Annotated in this window: 13 protein-coding genes; 1 reads left to right on the top strand and 12 read right to left on the bottom strand. The window is 42.2% G+C overall.

Translation table 11 applies throughout. From position 1 onward, the window contains the following. Positions 1–251: 251 nt before the first annotated feature. From SNE25_RS02265 to SNE25_RS02220, 10 genes are all read right to left on the bottom strand, one after another. Positions 252–1,439: a FecR family protein gene (locus SNE25_RS02265; protein WP_321563469.1), complete on the bottom strand. Its 1,188-nt coding sequence runs from the start codon at positions 1,437–1,439 to the stop codon at positions 252–254. Positions 1,440–1,567: 128 nt separating this feature from the next. Then, a complete protein-coding gene (locus SNE25_RS02260; protein WP_321563468.1) occupies positions 1,568–2,128 on the bottom strand; it encodes an RNA polymerase sigma-70 factor in 561 nt (186 codons plus the stop codon). 385 nt (positions 2,129–2,513) lie between these two features. Further along, on the bottom strand, positions 2,514–3,404 hold the full coding sequence (locus tag SNE25_RS02255) for an AraC family transcriptional regulator (protein ID WP_321563467.1): 891 nt from the start codon (positions 3,402–3,404) through the stop codon (positions 2,514–2,516). A gap of 35 nt (positions 3,405–3,439) precedes the next feature. Next, positions 3,440–4,867: an alpha-L-fucosidase gene (locus tag SNE25_RS02250; RefSeq protein ID WP_321563466.1), complete on the bottom strand. Its 1,428-nt coding sequence runs from the start codon at positions 4,865–4,867 to the stop codon at positions 3,440–3,442. A gap of 301 nt (positions 4,868–5,168) precedes the next feature. Next, the gene (locus SNE25_RS02245) at positions 5,169–7,220 is read right to left on the bottom strand and encodes a discoidin domain-containing protein (RefSeq protein ID WP_321563465.1); all 2,052 of its coding nucleotides are present in this window, start codon (positions 7,218–7,220) and stop codon (positions 5,169–5,171) included. Between the two features lie 4 nt (positions 7,221–7,224). Continuing rightward, positions 7,225–8,637, bottom strand: coding sequence for a polysaccharide lyase 6 family protein (locus SNE25_RS02240; RefSeq protein WP_321563464.1), 1,413 nt, complete (start codon positions 8,635–8,637; stop codon positions 7,225–7,227). A 147-nt stretch (positions 8,638–8,784) separates the two neighbouring features. Continuing rightward, positions 8,785–10,476, bottom strand: coding sequence for a glycoside hydrolase family 28 protein (locus SNE25_RS02235; RefSeq protein WP_321563463.1), 1,692 nt, complete (start codon positions 10,474–10,476; stop codon positions 8,785–8,787). 5 nt (positions 10,477–10,481) lie between these two features. Continuing rightward, entirely contained in the window at positions 10,482–11,174 is a 693-nt protein-coding gene (locus SNE25_RS02230) for a fasciclin domain-containing protein (RefSeq protein WP_321563462.1), read from the bottom strand. Between the two features lie 15 nt (positions 11,175–11,189). After that, positions 11,190–12,638, bottom strand: coding sequence for a RagB/SusD family nutrient uptake outer membrane protein (locus SNE25_RS02225; protein WP_321563461.1), 1,449 nt, complete (start codon positions 12,636–12,638; stop codon positions 11,190–11,192). 13 nt (positions 12,639–12,651) lie between these two features. After that, positions 12,652–15,825 carry a SusC/RagA family TonB-linked outer membrane protein gene (locus SNE25_RS02220; RefSeq protein WP_321563460.1) on the bottom strand — a complete coding sequence of 1,058 codons (3,174 nt, stop codon included), beginning with the start codon at positions 15,823–15,825 and terminating at the stop codon, positions 12,652–12,654. Between the two features lie 628 nt (positions 15,826–16,453). Here SNE25_RS02220 and SNE25_RS02215 point away from each other — a divergent pair. Further along, complete coding sequence (locus SNE25_RS02215) at positions 16,454–16,858, top strand: ester cyclase (RefSeq protein ID WP_321563459.1); 405 nt, start codon at positions 16,454–16,456, stop codon at positions 16,856–16,858. 60 nt (positions 16,859–16,918) lie between these two features. Here the strand turns inward: SNE25_RS02215 and SNE25_RS02210 are convergent, their stop codons facing one another. Together SNE25_RS02210 and SNE25_RS02205 are read right to left on the bottom strand one after the other, a co-directional pair. Beyond that, the gene (locus SNE25_RS02210; RefSeq protein WP_321563458.1) at positions 16,919–17,497 is read right to left on the bottom strand and encodes a dihydrofolate reductase family protein; all 579 of its coding nucleotides are present in this window, start codon (positions 17,495–17,497) and stop codon (positions 16,919–16,921) included. A gap of 354 nt (positions 17,498–17,851) precedes the next feature. Beyond that, positions 17,852–18,598 carry a hypothetical protein gene (locus SNE25_RS02205; protein ID WP_321563457.1) on the bottom strand — a complete coding sequence of 249 codons (747 nt, stop codon included), beginning with the start codon at positions 18,596–18,598 and terminating at the stop codon, positions 17,852–17,854. Between the last annotated feature and the right edge of the window lie 90 nt (positions 18,599–18,688).

Below are 18,688 nucleotides of genomic sequence, written 5' to 3'. Positions count from 1 at the left end.
TTAATTTTCAATTATGCTGTTCAGGAATAATTGGGTTGCCCAGATATAGCCGGGGAGTGTTACAGCACCTCCCGGTTTTTATCATTGTTTCATGAAGCGTATTACAGATAGGTACCTCTATATTATACGCGCAGATGCGTGTAATCCTCTACGGTGTGGCAGGTATTTGTTTTCTCATCGTTTTTAATTTAAGTAATAACTGGTTTTTATTATTATGATTCACAGGATAATCTTCTCACACATTAGCCTGATCATTTGGTTATAGTTACTGTTTTACCTTTGATATTAAAATTCAGTCCGGCATATTTCAGGATGTTGGTAAATCCATAAAAATCAACCTTGCGCGACATTTGACCGGTAAACTGTATTTCGGGTATTTTACCTTCATAAACCACATCAACATCATACCACCTTGAGGCCTGCTGCATAATGCCTTTGATACCGGCATCTTTAAAAATGAACAAGCCATTTTTCCAGGCCAACTCTTCATCAACATCAATATCGCTGTTTATTTTCTGTTGCCCCTGGATATCAATTACAGCCTGTTGCCCCGGTTTAATCACATTAACCGCCGCCGATGACTGTACCTTAACGGCTCCTTCCAGAAGTGTGGTTTTGCAGCTGCTTTCATCATCATAGGCCATTACATTAAAATGCGTACCCAATACCTGCACTTCGGCCTTATTTGTTTTTACAATAAACGGCATGCGGGCATTTTTTGCAACTTCAAAGTAAGCTTCCCCGGTTAAATATACCCGCCGGTCTTTTCCGGAGAATGCTGTAGGGTAGCGTAAAGAGGAAGCAGAGTTCATCCAAACCTTTGAGCCATCGGCCAATATAAGCTGGTACACTCCGCCGCGTGGGACCATAATGGTATTATATACCAATTTTTGATCAACACCGCTCTGGCGTTCATCCTGCTTATAAGCCAACACATCATTTTGACTGGATACTGCCGTGCCATCGTTTTCGCTTATTGACAATTTAGCATGTTTTTTTAGCGTGATTTTTTCACCATTGCCAAGAATAAGGATGGCGTGGTTACTCCCCGGACGGATCTGGTTATGAACTATAGATTGATTGACCGCTTTTTGAAGATGTTTACTGTTTTCCCGGTACAACAAAATACCAACGGTTGATAATAATATCAGTATGGCCGCGTATTTTAACAACGGCAGATAATTAAAACGTGCTTTTGTCTCTTTTGCTTCCAGCTTTTGCTGAAGCTTATCCCATGCTTTCTCCTTATCAATGGCATTCCAGTACTTTAACCGGTTTTCCAGATAGGATTGATCGGTTAGCTTTTCGAAATGTGCTCGGTTGACCGCACTTTCTTCTACCCAATTTTTTAGCCATAAGTCCTCCTCCGGCGAAATATCGCCTTTCAGAAGCTTGCTGATCAACTCAGCGATGTAAAAGTCACGTTCGGTTTTTCTCATTGGATATAATACAAACAACCACACCTGACTAACGGGTGACAGTTAATGTAATTTTTTTTATTTAGTGAAGATATTTGGTAAGATGGGCACCCTTTTAACTGATATTGCACACAAGCAAAGAAGTTATGTTATAGAATTTTGTGCACCAGCAACACCAAAGCAGTTGGTGAATGTTTTAATATTTCGCGCAGGATACGCAGGCTCCGTACTTTTTGAGTTTTTACGGTATTGATTGATACATTTAGATGATCAGCAGTTTCCTGATTGCTAAGCCCCTGAAAATAACTGAGATAAATTACCTTCCGATAACTTTGCGGTAATTGTTGTACAGCCTGTTGAACCTCTTCTAATACCTCTGCCTCAATTAAGTGAAAAATGATGTTCGATTCATCTATTATATCAACCTGGGCACTTTCAAATTTATCAACAACCTTTTGATGTTTGTAGGTATTAATACAGCTGTTTTTTGTGGTTAAATACAAAAACGCCTTTATAGCATTTAAATTATCAAAACTATTCCGGCGTTCCCACAATTTAATAAAAGCATCCTGAACAATATCTTCAGCACTGTCTTCATTAACAATTCCTGCTGCAAAAAAACAAATACGCTTATAAAACATATTAAAAACATGATTAAAAGCTTCCTTGTCGCCATTTTGAAACGCCGCTATTGAAATTGTTTCAGGCATAAGCGTCAAACATTTGAATGTGTTAAGTTTAAAATCAAATAGTAATTTATCATATTAAAACATGCCTTAGTGTATATTATTAATATTAGTTGGTGTAAAGTATTATAATAAACGCAGGCACATTTACATTATTTATCTATTAATTTAACAAATTAAAAGGTTTTGTAGCATTCTGCGTATGGTTAACGAGTACTACTTGGTGTATAATTGATTGAACTAAATTAAAAATAAATTAGGCAGAATAACAAGAATTTTAATTTAAATACGCAAACGTTTTCGCTAATGTTATTTTATGCGGATGATACTGTTGAGCTTGTAGTACCTGAATGCGGTGTATTTAAAGCACAGGTTCCTGATTTCTGGTAAATCAGGAACCTGACATAGCTTATTCATACAAAAATTTGGGGTTAGTCCTGATAAACTCTTTCTGATAATTTAACGGGCTTTTACCTGTAATGAGCTTAAAATATTTATGAAAATTGGCAAAATTGTTAAACCCACTTTCATAACATAATTGCTTTAATGGCAGCTTATTTTCGATCAATAATTTACAGGCCTGCCCGACTTTGATCTCCAGTAAAAACTTTGAATAGGTTTTGTGCGTACGGGATTTAAAATAACGGCAGAAGGATTTAGGACTGATACCTGCAAGGTCGGCTAACTCACCCATGTGTATTTTATTTTTGAAGTTTGCCAGCGAATATTCATAAATAACATTGATGCAATCGTTTCGCGATTCTTCAACATTCGGGCTAAACCCTATTGATGATAAACTATTTACATGGTCACACTCCGCAATTACATTTAAGGCTTCCATTAATAAAAATATTCTTTTAGCCCCTCCCGCCGTAAGCAGTTCTTCCATAATGCCGGCAATAACTTTTTTGGCCTTGCCGGTAATTTGTATTCCGCGCCGGGCTTTTTCAAGAACGGTTTTGATCATCTTGTTTTCGGGCAATTGCAAAAAATCATTTCCCCAAAAGTTTTCACAAAAATGGGCTACCCTGATATCAACCGCGGCATGATCCTCCTGAGAAAAGTACATATCATCAAACCGCCAGTAATGAGGCAGGTAAGCCCCTACCATCACGATATCACCCGTTTTAAACTGCCGGATGTTATCTCCTATGAATTGCGTTCCACTACCCTTTTCAAAATGGATTAGCTCAACCTCCGGATGATAATGCCAGCGGTTGTTGATGCAGGGAGCCATATCTTGCCTTACGCTAAAGGATTGAGCAGGGCCAGCGGATACTTTTAGTAATTGGGGCTTCATTTCAATATATTTTGTTGCAGACAGGTTTTAACCGGTTAATCAATTGAACCGCTTTTCATTTTACCGTTTGATGTGCCGGCCGGACCCTCTACTGTTCCTTTTATTTCTACCTTAACTACAGTAGCAATATTATCTGTACCCTTATCAGGCACATTAATGAGCAGACCATCGTTTGTTTTTTCGGTTTTTAACGCGGCTCCACCGGCAAGCATTTTGGCGCTAATAATTTCATTTTTCAATCCCGGGATAACCAACTTACCATCTGTAGGCCAATTAAATACAGAAAAATAAAGAACAGTATTTTTTCCCGCAGGCTTAAGTGTACAACGCCCCCAGTTTAATGGCTGTAACGGACTTGCTTTTGTAGCATAAATGGCCTCACCGTTTACCTTCATCCATGCGCCCATCTCTTTTAAAGAAGCGATGCTTTCCTGCGGAAACTCACCCTCGGCAGTTGGACCAACATTTAACAGGTAATTTCCGCCTTTTGAAGCAATATCAATCAGGTTATGGATCAGTGTTTCCGGCGTTTTCCATTTATGATCATAGCTTTTATAACCCCAGGTTCCATTCATGGTCATGCAGGTTTCCCAATCTTTTCCGTCAAGCTCGCTCAGGTTAGGGATTTTCTGCTCGGGTGTTTTATAATCACCTGCGAAATTGGGGCGTTTAAGCCGGTCATTACTTATAATATTGGGCTGAAGTTTTAACAGGTCATGAAGTTTTTGAGCAAACTCATCGGTCATATTAGTTGGAGTGTCCCACCATATAACAGCAACTTCTCCATAGTTAGTAAGCAATTCTTTTACCTGCGGAACCGCGACCCTGTCAATATAGTCGGCCATGGTAGCCGAAGTTTGTGCGGGGTCCCAATGGCCACTATGGTCTTTAGTGTACGCGTCTATTTTGGCCGAATCGGGATTTGCCCACCCCTCGCTGCTTACTTTACGGGCAGCGGCGCCGCCCGGGTTATTCCAGTCTTGTGCCTGTGAATAATAAAACCCAAGTTTAATACCATATTTTCTGCACGCCTCGGCCAATGGTTTTAAAACATCTTTTCCGTAAGGTGTGGCATCCGCGATATTCCATTTACTGGCGTTTGATTTAAACATGGCAAAACCGTCATGGTGCTTTGCGGTTATTACAATGTATTTCATACCGGCCTCTTTTGCGAGTTTTACCCAGGCATCGGCGTTATATTTTACAGGATTAAATTTTTTGGCGTATTGCTGATACTCAGCCACTGGTATTTTAGCACGGTTCATGATCCATTCGCCGCCATGACCAATCTGGTACCCTTTGTACATCCCCCCCAGTTGGGCATAATCGCCCCAATGTATAAACATTCCGAAACGGGCTTCACGCCACCACTTCATACGTTCATCGCGCGAAAGTTCTTTTTGAGCAAAAACGGTGGGGGCAAAAAAGATCAGTAATAAACAAGCAATAAAAAATTTTCTCATAAGGTTTTATTTTTCAGCATTATCTGCTGTGGTTTATAATGATAATTAAGTAGTTTTTATATTAAAAACGTTTATATGCAAACAAAAGGCAAAATCTCTTGCCAGCCATTTGTGAATACATTTGTATAATTGGTTATGAGCACGCGTTTTTGCAGCTCATACCATACAATACAAGGCCGGCTGTGTTTGGTACCACATTGATCTCTGATAATCTACGAAAACGTTTTCGTGACCTGTTTAAGTTGCATGGGCTTTGAGGAGTAGCCTTTTTGCCGTTATCGATTTAACAGCTATACGATAATTATATTTTCTTCTCTTGATTTTCGCTTTGCAGGTATAAGCCAAAATGGTTTATGGTCACGTAATTTCTGGCTTTAAGTATGGTTAATTTTACTTTCCAGGCAGTGGTTGCAGGAAATTTAACAATCAGGTTTTTTCCTATCGTGGTTCCATGCCATAGTAATTTCCATTCACTGTCAAGCTGGGCTTCAATTTTATATTCATCTATATGCTGCCCCAAAGCCTCACTCAACTGCGCGGTGTTTATGTTTACAGGGCCCTCCATATCAACTTCAAAAGTGGCTTTTGTTACATTATCATTAGTACGCCAATAAGTGTCTGCAATACCATCAAGGGCTTTTTCACCTCCAAAATTGCGGGCGCTACTGCTTGTATTTACCGGCCTGTTTAATGCCAGGTTTAAACCTAATACTTTGTCCCGGTCTGTTTTAACCGAAAAAGCTTTCACTTGTTTATTAGGAAACATACCGGCCGTATTAGCTGCATATCCTATGTTTCTTAAGCTTTTATTACCTAACCGTTCTGCTAATTGGGCCAGATAAAGACTCTGTATTGCTACCGGGGCACCATGCGAATCAAAGTTGCCATCGGGTAAAACAGGGTTTTTATCAAACAGCCGCCCGGTTTGTTCCCGTTTGCCAATACAACCAATAGCCCAGTTTACCGCTCCGGGCGGGTTTTGAATAATATATGTTTTTGCAACACAGTTCCAGGCAACGGCCCAACCCATCGTCCAGCCATGGCCGGATCCGGCAATACCACGGTTCATAAAGTCTATACCCCCATCGGGCACTGTACAGTTATCAACCAGCAGCCCGGTTGACCATCGCTGGTGTGGCTGAATCCTGCTGCCAATGCCCCTGAACGTGCAATTGAGTAAAACGTTAGGCCCTGGAATTAAGGAGGATGTCCATACAAAATACATGTTGCCGCCTGTAATTTCGCACCGGTCTATCAGGTTTTCACTGCCTTCCAAACTAAAATCCGTTGGCTTGGATGCGCCAAGGTTAGCATAGGTGTGCTTTACGATAACCTTTTCCATCGTGATCCTATTGCCGGCCAATACCGTAGTATTCATGGTTTCTTCGCAATAAACATCTTTAACCCAGCAGTCATCGCCTCCTACTCGGATCCCGGCATACGGCGCGTGCCCATAATCAATTTCAAGCGGGGGGCATTGGATATGCAGAAATTCAACACCAACATTGGTTACCCTTGGCGCTGATTTTAGCTTCATAACCGTTACACCCGGCTGGGTTAAAAATTTAGAATCATAAGAGTCTGCAAGAGGAATATCAATGGTTAACTTGTTGCCTGTAATAGCTGTTACCTTTCTTTTGGTAACGCCCCTGGCACCTACTTTAAGCCATGTTTGCTTCTTGCCGTCGCGCCACATATTATCCATTTCCATAAAATGAACCCAGTTTTCTGTTACCGGCCTGATGATAGCAATAGTATCACCTAAGGCCAGTCCTGAAGCATCGGCAACAGTAAATGACACTGCTCCCGACGGTACATAAGTATCTGTAATTAAAGTATGGGCTGCATTAACCTCCCCGCTGTCTGACCTTTCCGTTTTTCCTAACGGCACTTTAGTGTTTCCACGGCCAATTACTATGGCAGTGTGGTTGTCGCCAGCCATTTTTATGGTGGTGCCGTCCGGCCCGCTTCCACTGCCATGTAATACGATACCGCTTGCCGACAGGATAACAGGACCTGAACAGGTAAAAGTTCCCGGGGCCAGTTCCACAGCGCCCCTGAATCCATTTTGCAAAGGCATCGCCGCCACTTCATCTATAGCTTTTTGAATTAACGGGGTGTCGTCATTTCCTCCTGATGGTTTTACCACCCGTTTTACCGGAACAACAGGCAATGCCACGCCGCCGCCCGAATAACCAGCATGGGAAAAATCCATGATCTTGTCGCCCGCCGGAGTGGTTTTATACGTCAGTTTGCCATCCTTACCACGATACACCCACTGGCTTTCGCCCTTTTGCGCATAAGCGTTAATGATTGTTAACCAACCAGCTACAAATACAATAATCTTCTTCATGCTTTTATTCCTGTTTGGCATTATAACCTACATCGGCCGGTTTAAGCGCATAAGCTTTAACGGGTGCGCTACTTTGCTCATCTGCGCCAGTATCGGGCGTTCCGGTACGGGGCTGACCGTCCATATCGGTAGTAATGCCCGGGTAAGCACCTGTACCATGATCAATAGCCGGGCTTCCCGGTTGGATATGATATGTTCCCTGTGTTGTTTTAACCAGTTCAGGATCAGCTGTTTTATAACTATCATCCGGCATATTACCTGCATCTTTCACATTAAATAATATGTTTCCGATCCATTTCGGGTTGGTATAAGGCCCTGAAATAACCGCTGCCGGTCCGCCGCCCTGAATAATGTTATCAGCCACCGTAACATAAGTAGCCCCCATGCCATTTTTGCGGCTGGTTTGAACAATATTTTCCTTATTGTCAATCAACGTATTAAACGCTATCAGCACCCTGTCGGGGCGGTCATGAGCGGTTAACTGCGCACCGTCGGCAACTTCGCCATCGCCATTACCAATAACAATGGCCTGGCTGCAGCCTTCAAAATAATTATTGCAGATCAGGTGATCGTCGCCGAAGATGCGTAAACCCGGTGTGTTAAAGAAGTAATTGGCATTAACTACATTCTTATTACCATGGCGTAAAGTAAACTGAGCAGGACAATCGCGAATAGTATTATACCTGAGCGTTACTGCAGAGGCCTTAACCGAGATCAATTCATTCTCACCTTCACACCTTTCAAATAAATTGTACTCCACAATACTATTGCTTGATGACAAGCTAAAACCACTCAACCCAAACTGAAGCGTTTCCGCGCCGTTTTTGCCGCCCTGACTGGCCTGATTGCTGAAATAATTATGATGGATATGTAATCGCTGGGCTATTTGTTTGCCTTCGCCCCGTATAGCGATAAACCGTCCCATGGCATTTTTATTTTGAAAGGTATTATAATCAATTTCCTGATCGCTGCCTGCAACCGTCAGATCTTCCCCGTCGCCGGGAGTTTCAAAAACATTTTGAGTAAAACGGCAATAACTTGTGCCAATACCTGTTTTAGCCCTGCTGGCAGCATGTGTAAACTTAAACCCACGTATGGTGATGTAAGCCGCCGGGCTCATTAAACTAAACCCTCCTTTTCCGGTAATTTCAGCTGCTCCTTTGTGCTGAGCGGTAACAGTGATTGGTTTATCATGTGTACCTTGCTGATGAATAGTAATATCTTCGGTAGTGGTATAAATCCCGTCAGTCAGCATGATCTGATCACCAGGCTTTGCATTGTTGATCGCTTTTTGCAGATCAGCAATAGACGAAACCGTAATAGTATCTGCTAAAAGCACTTTTGAGCTTACCGACAAAAACATAACGAGAGCAATTGCTAACCCGGCCCTGCCTGTTTTTAAATATTCTTTATACATTATTATAAGTTTTTCTGGTGATAAAAAGAGTATGACGCCACTAACATCGGCTTATTTTTCAAGAGGTTAATTACACAAAAAAGCTAATTAATACACTCAATTGACCCTATCATTATTGTTACAACCCGCTTTTTGATCTGCCATTTATCAGTCCTTTATCCTTACTGCCTGTGCCAATGCCCCGGAGGCCAACACTAACGCTTTGCCAGCTTTGGAAATATCACCTCCATCTATTTTTATATTATTGCACTCCTTACCCTCTGCCTGCAGCAGATTAGTTACAGGTGTTAATAATCGCATACCACTTACCAGGACATCGCGGGAGTTGATAAAACGCAATAGCGACTCAGCGCTTTTTTGCCCCTGCGCACTAAATCCGTTTATAGCTACGTCATCTGTATTATCCAGGATGAGGGCTGGGCGCAAATCAGGACTGGCCATAGTAAACCTTACGTTATGTAGCGTTAAGCCGCGAACATTCCGGGCATACATGCCGTAAGCCGGCGGAACGCCGATCTGATAATATTCGCCCGCGACTTTGGGCACATCCCTTACCGCAGCCTGTTCGGCAGTACCGCCTCCCGGGAAAGTTATATGAACGTCATCAAAAGAAATATGCTCTAAAAACCCCTTATCCACACCATTCAGCACAACGCATGAAAATTCTTCTCCCGGATTATACTTGCTGGCAAATTCTGAATCGCGAAGCGGAACTGGTTTTACCACTGTGGCATGGATATTATTAAAAGAAATATTCCGGATAATTCCGGGAGTAGCCATTTTTCCGTTCTCGCTTGATGACTGCACATTACCCAGGCCTATGGAAATGGGGCCAGTTACATCCCTCATTACCAGGTTTGAAAATGAAATGTTCTCAAACCTTGATCCGGGCGAACAGCGCATTTTTATAGGGCAGCCATAGGTTTCATAAATGAGACAATTGGAAACAGCTATATTTTCGGCCTCGCCGCCTCCAAAACGGAACACCGACCATCGTGTGCTAAAGGAGCAATCAGATACGGTAACAAATTTGCAGCTGCCAAATAAAGCGCAGGCATCATCCTGGCATTGTACATCACAGTTACTAACGTGCACATAGGTGCTACCAATAAAATGAAACCCATCATTATTATGTATCACTTTACCTCGGATATACAGCCCTTCCAGTTTTACGTAAGAGCACATACAAACCCGCACAGAATGATATGCACTGTTGATGAGCGAAATATCGCGCACCGTTAGATTTTTACATTGATAAAAAAGTAAATGATACGGGCGATGATTGCCTGTGATACCAGCCGGGGGCAACACCCCCTTAGTGTCGCTGCGGAATTGCGCGCCCTGCCCGTCAATGGTACCATTACCTTCAATGGTAATATTTTCTGCATTGGCGGCAAATATCAATCCAACATTACCGTCGCCCATTGTCCAGCCGCCATCAAGCGGGATAGCGGCGCTGGCGTGGTATTGTTTACCATCGGCACTACCCAGCAATTTCCCCTGCGTTGCAATGTGTAGTGTAACATTGCTTTTTAACTCAACAGTTCCAATAACAAATATTCCCGCAGGTACCAGCACAGTGCCCCCCTGTTCTTTGTTACAGGTATCAATTGCCGACTGTATTGCCGCGGTATCCAGCGTTTTACCATCACCTTTCGCACCAAAATCACGGATGTTATATATGCGGGCGCCTATATCATTACCCGTGGACTTTACCTGCTTGTGCTCAAAGCCTACTGCATTTGAGGTTAGGGCAACCAAACCTGTTCCTAACGATACTTTACCAATTGCACCCAGCCAATTACGGCGCGTTACTGCTTTATTAGATAGATTTTCCATCCGGATTATTTAGCTTGATAAAAAAGTACCCTGTCAATTACCTGAATAGCTCCATTTACCGCTAAAATATTACTGGTACGTACACTTACGTAGGCCACGGAATTGGAGAAATCATTTAACCGCATGGTAAAATTCTGATCGTCATTAACCCGTAACGTCATTACCGAGGTGGGGTTTAACGGATCGTAATTCAGCGGCTCAAGTGTGGTGGCTACAACATTATTTGGTGTAAGGTTATTAAATGAATATGCCCCCTGTACAATTAAATATAAGAGGTAATTTTTCACCTGCTCTTTGGGGTAATCGCTCCACTTTGTAGCCGGTTTACCATTTACCAGATATTTACCCCAGTAGCAATCGGCCGTAGGGGTAACAACTTTGTTTACAACCGTGGTTCTGTATACAGCATCATTATGCAGCAGTATAAACGTACAGTTGGTTTTGATATACAGATTAGTATCAATGCCCGAGTATTCAATTGCCTGGCGCATCAGTTTAAAAACGGTGTCTTTTCCGGCAAAGTTGTAACTACGATCTTTAATATACTGCCAGGTAGTTTTATCAATATGCGGATCGAGCACATAGGGATGGTAGTCGGCACTTTCCTGCATTTTTAACCCAGCCAGGTTACAGCCGGCCATACTTATTAAAAGACCTGCAAATGCAAACCATATAGCAGTTTGTTTTATTTTTTTCATTGGAGATAATTTTATTTAATAAGGTGGATTTTGAGTGAGTTTGGTATTCGCGTTCAGCACATCCTGATCAATGGGCCAGAATATTTTGCGGGGATCGCCAAAACCGGTAGCCGGGATCCCGCGGAGCGTTTGCCTGATCTTGATCTGCGGATCCATGATAGTGATGATAATATCATTTCGTTGCAAATCAAACCAGCGCTTGGCCTCACAGAACAATTCCAGCTGTCGTTCACGTAAAATACCGTTGGTATTAACGGGGCTGCCATAAAGCATCGCATCGGCATTTGCAAAATCGCTTGCCTGGTAAGCTGGCAGGCCTGCCCGTGTGTGTACCATGTTCAAATACAAAAGAGCATTAACCATATCGCCGGTTCTGTTTAAAGCCTCAGCGCGCATCAGGAAAATATCCGCCAGGCGATATAGCGGGAAAAACAGATTAGCCTGGGGCGAATTAGGATAAATTTGATTACCGTTCTTATCCAGGTTAGGGGCATAATATTTTAATATTTTATCGTGATTATTCACTTTAAAGTCAACACTTTGAGCGCCTCTGATATCGGTAGTGGTTGTGGTAAAATATGTCCATAAAGCAGGATCAACGGCAAAATCGCTGTTGGTATTACCTGCACCTATTTCCTCAGAGGTTTTGTTCCCCCCATCAACAGTAAAATCCCAGTTGAGGCTCCAGATATTTTCTTTGGTATTTGTAGGAGCTATGAAGTTGTTTTTCCAATTAGCGGTACTTTCCAAACTATAGCGGTTCAGCTTAAACAAATTATCGCACCATAATAAAGCATTGTTATAATCATGGTTATACATGTAAACATCCATTAGCATGGCAGCAATACCACCCGAATTTAAATTCCAAACCACAGCGGCGGTATGGTCAGACAGGTCATAGGCTTTTAAAAGATCGGGCAGGATCACATTTTTCACTACATCTGCTGCCGGTGTTACCGCTTTGTAGGGGTCTGTGGTCAAATCTTCATAGGGCTCGGTCCACACCGGTACATTACCCCAGAGCCTGATGAGCCAGAAATAACAGTATGCCCTTATCCCCAGGGCCTGCGCCTGCAAGTCCTTTGATAAAACCGGGTCGATGCCCTCTATCAAAGGGATATATTTGATGGCAAAGTTTGCCCTGCCTATAGTGGCATATATCAATGTCCAGTCGGACCCATTGGTAGTAGGCGTTAAAACATTTAAGGCCAGTGGCAGCGCGTCATTATAGGTAGGGTGATAAGTAAAATTATCTGTCCGGCCGTCGCCCCAATAAATATACTGGCTGCTAAACATATCCTGGATACCGTCATAGATGCCGGCTATACCGGCCTTTGCATCATCAGATGTTTTCCAGAATTCACTGGCTGCCAATTGACTTTTAGGAGGCTGATCCAATAACTTTTTACAGCTAAACAGCGATATGGAAAGCATCAAAAAAGTAATACATAATATTTTTTTCATGAGTACATTCATTTTAAAAATTAACATTTAGTCCAAACCCAAATTCGCGCCGGCGCGGATAGCGGCCATTGTCGTTGCCCGGTGTTAATGCCGAGCTTGAAGAAAATTCAGGATCATACCAGGAGTAGTTTGTCCAGGTGAGCAGGTTGGCCCCATACACATAAGCCCCGATATTTTTCAGCTTAATACGTGAGGCAATATTGGCTGGTAGGTTATAGGTAAATTTGGCATAACTTAACCTTATAAACGAGGTGTTTTCCAGAAAGCGGGTCTGCGTTCCCGGAAAGTTAGCGATAGAGTTTCGGCGGCCCATGTAGGGTATATCGGTAATATCGCCCTGATTTTTCCAGGAATTGTAAGTGGTATTATTATCGGCAACAATACCGGATGTGGCCAGGTTATTTAATGTTTGTCTTGGACTATTATAGGCTTCGCCACCCCAAACGGTATTAAACGTAAATGATAAACTAAACTGTTTATAATTAAGTGTATTAATGATAGCACCATAAAATGAAGGCTGCGCGTTACCTATAATTTGCCGGTCGTTGGCATCTATTACACTATCTTTCTGAACATTATCAAATATCATATCTCCTCCCAGCAATAAGGCGCCTCCGGCATACATGTGATGTACGGTTCCTGCATAATTTTGGCCATTTAAGGTATAACCTGAGGCGGTTTTACCATCTGCCGAAACCCCTACAGGAGTTAACCTGTTCCAGTTACCATCGTAAGCATTTGATGCATCGTACTGGTAAACGCCCAATCCTTTATATCCATAAAAATCACCAATCTTTCCGCCCTCCTGAATCTGGTAGGTGGCCCCGCCCGATGTAGCCAGAAACGGCTGGTGATTATACAGGCTTTTGATCTGATTGCGTTCGATAGACATATTGGCAGAAATATTCCAGCTGAATTTTTTGCTTGCAATGGGTGTGGCGTTTACAGAGAATTCATACCCCTTATTGGTGATATCGCCAACATTTACATATACATTGGTAAAGCCGGTTTCAACCGGGATATTGCGCTGATAAAGCAAGTTTTTCGTGATCTTTTGATAATAATCAGCAGTAATATTTAAGCGGGAATTAAAAAACTGCAGATCAAGGCCGATACCTTTTTGAATATTGCTTTCCCATTTTAATTGTGTATTGCCAAACTGGTTACTCAAAACCACGCCATTGATAGCATTGTAAAAAGAAGATCCAAAAGTATAGATGAGCAGGTTGGAGTTGGCCGGTATACGGTCATTCCCCACTTCGCCATAATTTAGCCTCAGCTTTGCATCGCCCAAAAAACCCTTGCTCCAGGCCATGAATGATTCGTCTGAAAATCGCCAGGCGGCAGATGAACCATAAAAATTACCGTACTGATTTGATGAACCAAATTTTGATGATCCATCCCTGCGATAAACCGCACTTAATATATAGCGGCTTTTATAATTATAGATTGCACGCGCATACAGTGATTCGCGACTGGTTGATCCTGCATTGGTACCGGTATTAGTTAAATCGATGGTACCAGCAACGTTTGAAGTATATATACTTTCATTAGCATAGTTAGAGCCAGCTATTTTAAAACTGTTATTATTTGTTTTTTCGGCACTTACCCCGGCTACAACTGATATGGAATGATCCTGGCCCAGCGTTTTATTATAATTTAAAAAACCCTGATAGGCCCAGTTAGTATTAACGGCGAAACTTTCTTTTCCGGAATTTACAGTTGGGGTGGCGCTGCTCAGCAGCTTAGGATCGAAAAAAACATTGTGAGGCGACGACAGACCAAAATCAAAGTTATTGGTTAGCTTAAGGTCTTTGCTAATGGTATAATCAATCTGGTTAAACAGGTCGCCGGTATAAGTATCGGTAACATTAATTTCCAATAGTGCAACTGTTAACTGATTGCGGCGCCCGCTGATATAACCGGTTAAAGTACCATCCGGATAGTACAAAGCTAAATTTGACGGCCGCTGAAATGCCTGGTTTATGGTATTACCTTCGTTAATATTGTTGTTGGTGTTATAACCAAATGACAGGCGGTTGCTGTATTTAAACCGCGGCGATACCTGGTAATCGAGGTTAAAACGGGCCTGTAATGTTTTAGAATAACTGTTAACTATTAAGCCCTGGTCATTGATATACCGGAGGCTTGAATAGTATTGAATGCTTTTTTCGCCGCCGCTAACTCCAAAATCAAGAATATCTCTTTTAGCCAGTTGGGTAATAACATCCTGGTTATCGTTATCAGAATTAAAAACCACATTAAGCGAATCGTTTGTTGTAGTGGGTTTATCCGGGCTGTTGCCATTGTACAGATTTCGTTCAACACGTAAATCTTTGGAGTTTGGCTGTTGCAGCTTGTATGCCATTTCTCCAAAAATTCGTGCATATTGCGCGTTAATGAGTGGTTTGCCAATCTGTCCGCGTTTGGTGGTAATTAATATAACGCCATTGGCAGCCTGTGAACCATAGATAGCGGCAGACGCTGCATCTTTTAATACTTCGATAGACTGTATATCGTTAGGATTTACGTTATCGGCATTTTGACTTAAAATGCCATCAATTACAAACAGGGGCGCGTTACCCGCAGATGAAAATGTAGATCCTCCCCGTATCTGGATAGAACCTGTAGCGCCGGGTTCGCCCGAATCATTGGTAACCAGTACGCCCGATGCCTGCGATTGCAGCGCATCTATCAGGTTTATGGGATGCCGCTCTTCAATTTGTTTTGCGGTGATGGTTGATATCGCCCCGGTTAAATCGCGTTTGGTTGCCGACTGGCCATAACCCGTTACAATTACCTCATTTAAGTCGGTAGCCGACTCCTTGAGTACAACGCTGATGTTTACGCGGTCGCCAACCGGCACCTCTGTTGAAACAAACCCTATAAATGAGAATACCAATACGGCATTAGTGTCGGGGACCTTAATGGTAAACTTTCCGTCAGGGTCAGTAATAACGCCAATTTGAGCGCCTTTTACTTTCACACTAACGCCCGGCAACGGACCGCCTTTTGAATCGGTTACACGGCCGGTAATGGATATTGGAGGTTCCGTTTTATTATCGGACAGGCTTTTTGAAAAAGCCGGACCCGACGATATGATTATCAGTATGTAATTGGTTATCAGAAATATTATTAAAAAGTATTGCAACCGCCTGTTACCTGCGCGGTAAGCATTTTTTTTCATAATTTAGTGTTTAGGTTACTTAAATATTGGTTTCAGAAGACTTGTAATTGGGTACCGTTACAGCGGAGGATGTGCCAACATTCTCCGCTTTTTTGGTTTATAATTTTTATTGGTCAATTTTTATCATAGGCTATATCATTTTAATTATCAATCAGTTAACAATTACGTATCTGCTATTTAATCAGATATCAATGCCTTTCTGAAATATTTTCAGTGCTAACAGCAGAGATCAGGTTTGAGCATGTGCATTTAATGCAGAAAATGCCTGTAATTGGTTATCGATAAAATTAAGGGAGAAAAACAAAGCAGAAATAAACAATATTGACTATTTACTCTGCTGTTTTTACAATTTCGGGGCGATCATGTCTGTATTGCTTGTTGAAAGGACAGGCGCTGCATTTGACGTTATAAGTAGAGTGCTTACCGTTATCTGCGCCTGATTAACTTGTTCTTCGCAATACATAGAACGAGGTAAACAGTGTCAGGATATATCAGCTTATTTTAAAAAATAAACCCTTAGCCACTTGCTTATTTCATTAATAATCAGTAGGTTTAGGTGCAATTACACCCATGCCAACACACATCAGTTGTGGTATGCACCTACTTTATTTACATTTAAACCATTAGTATGTCAGATCAAAACAACAGTTTCATGGTTCGTTGGTTTAACGAAGTTTGGAACAAGGGAAATGAAAGTGCTATTGATGAAATGTTTCACCCGGAAGGCAAGGCTTACGGCCTTGGAGCGGAGCCATTGATAGGACCTGAAGCGTTCAAACCATTCTACAGAACGTTTAGGGATATGCTTGATAATATTAAGATAAGTGTTGACAAAACCCTGACGGATGGTGATTATGTAGCTGCTATGTGTACCGTCAAAGCGATACACCGGCCAACTAAAGAGCATGTTGAATTTTGGGGAGTTGCTATTGTAAAAATAATTGACGGAAAACTTATTGAAGGCTGGAACTATTTCGACTTCTTAACTTTTAACTTGCAGATCGGCAAGATTACGGCCCAACAGTTGCTTTGATAGTTAATCATAATCCCTATAAATACAAGAGAGGCTGCCAACTGTGGCAGCCTCTCTTGGCTAATTAGTTTCACGCCGCAGTTCGTGGTGCAGGCAAACTACACCTGAGCTAAAAACATGTGTTTTCAGGAGCTTCAACGACTGCTTTTCTTTAATGCCTTTAAACACCGGAATTCCTTCACCCAACAATATCGGATTGACGAAAAGCCAGCATTCATCAATCAGGTTTTCTGCCAGAAGGGCGTGCGCCGTGGTAGGACTTCCAAATAACAGAATTTCTCCTGATGTTTCTTTCTTTAATTTGCGAACGGCAGCGGCATAGTCCTTTCCAATCACCGTCGTATTCGTGAGCGTTGCCTGGTTCAACGTATTTGACAATACTACTTTGTGTGCGCTCTTGTACCAGGCAGCATGTTCCCTGTCGTGTTTGCTTGCCCCGGGTTGCTCTGCCGCCGTTGGCCAATAGCTTTCCATCATCTGGAAGGTAACCCTCCCGTATAATGCCGTATTGGTTTCTGTGATCCTCTCTGCTACGAAATCAAAAATCTCTTGATCTACATGGATCCAATTCATTTCACCTTTTGTACCGGCAGCAAAGCCATCGAGCGATACATGCATGAATAATACTATCTTTCCCATATTGGTTTTTATTTAAATCAGCGTACGTTTTACTAATGCTATTTTAGAATGATTGCTTTGTTTGTGATACAAATCTCAGGGAAATATCCGTAATAGGATTGGGCAAAACCGACAAATAAGGGGGGCAATTACGACAAATATTGATTTGCTGATTTATCCGGATGAATACATACCATAAAAAGCCGTCTCAAAAGTATCGAAACGACCTCTTGCCAATTTATAGATTCAACGGTAAAATGTTCAGTCCAAATAAAAGGCCTCCGCAAATGCGAAGGCCTTTTATTGTTGTCAGGATGGCGGGATTCGCCCCAACGAAATCCGGCACCTATCAGGAAAACACAAGACTTCTTTGACCTAATTTTCGAGCGTTTCCCGTCGCGACCAGCATTCATCCATTGCCCCCCCTGTCGATTTTTCGCCCTTATGGCGCCAGTCGCCGTTTACAAATGAATATTGAAAAGAGAGGGTTTTGCCCACGCTCTCAGGTGTTTTGGTAAAGAACGCTATATGCTCTGTGTACTTGCCATCATGGGCAGAATAGCTTCCTCCCCCGGCATTCATGAATTGTTTAGTTGCTACATTGTAGGCGATCCAATGAAAGCGAGTACCAGAAAGTACCTTCATGGTTCTTCTCGGAAAAAAAGGGCTGGGCCGCTTACTTACCATATCATTTGTATAATTTCCGGTAATTATCCATGCGCCCGTCAGTTCGCCCGACTTTCCGTCATCTACCCGGTTCCATGTTTCATTTGATCGGGTTAAAGTGAGTTTGCTGCCCGTTAAAGTAATTTCAGAACTCAGCTCTTTACCAACTTGTTCAGGATCTATAGTATTCCATTCTATATGCTGGATCAGGTTGCTGCCTTTAATGCGCCAGGTGCCTCCATAGGAGCTTATAAATTTCTTTCCCGGAACGTCGTAGGCGGCAACAGAGAAAATTTTTGCCGTATTAATCATTACCGTTTGCTTTTCAGCAGGCCCATATTCCCAGGCACCTTTCAGATCATTTGCGTCTATGCCCGTAATTTTAAAGAATGTAAAGACAGCTGCTACTGATATCGCCAGGAATGCGATGGTCAGGGATTTAAGTTTTATTTTCATATCCATTTAGTTTAAACTTGTGGTCAGTGCTCTTTTACCCTTGATCTTTCCGGAGAGGAAGATTAATCATTAAATTTAATGTTTTAATTT

The organism is Mucilaginibacter sabulilitoris (assembly GCF_034262375.1).
In the GTDB taxonomy this organism is placed as follows: domain Bacteria; phylum Bacteroidota; class Bacteroidia; order Sphingobacteriales; family Sphingobacteriaceae; genus Mucilaginibacter; species Mucilaginibacter sabulilitoris.
The sequence above is the reverse complement of the archived record's forward strand: the minus strand, read 5'-3'. Positions and strand labels throughout refer to the sequence as shown.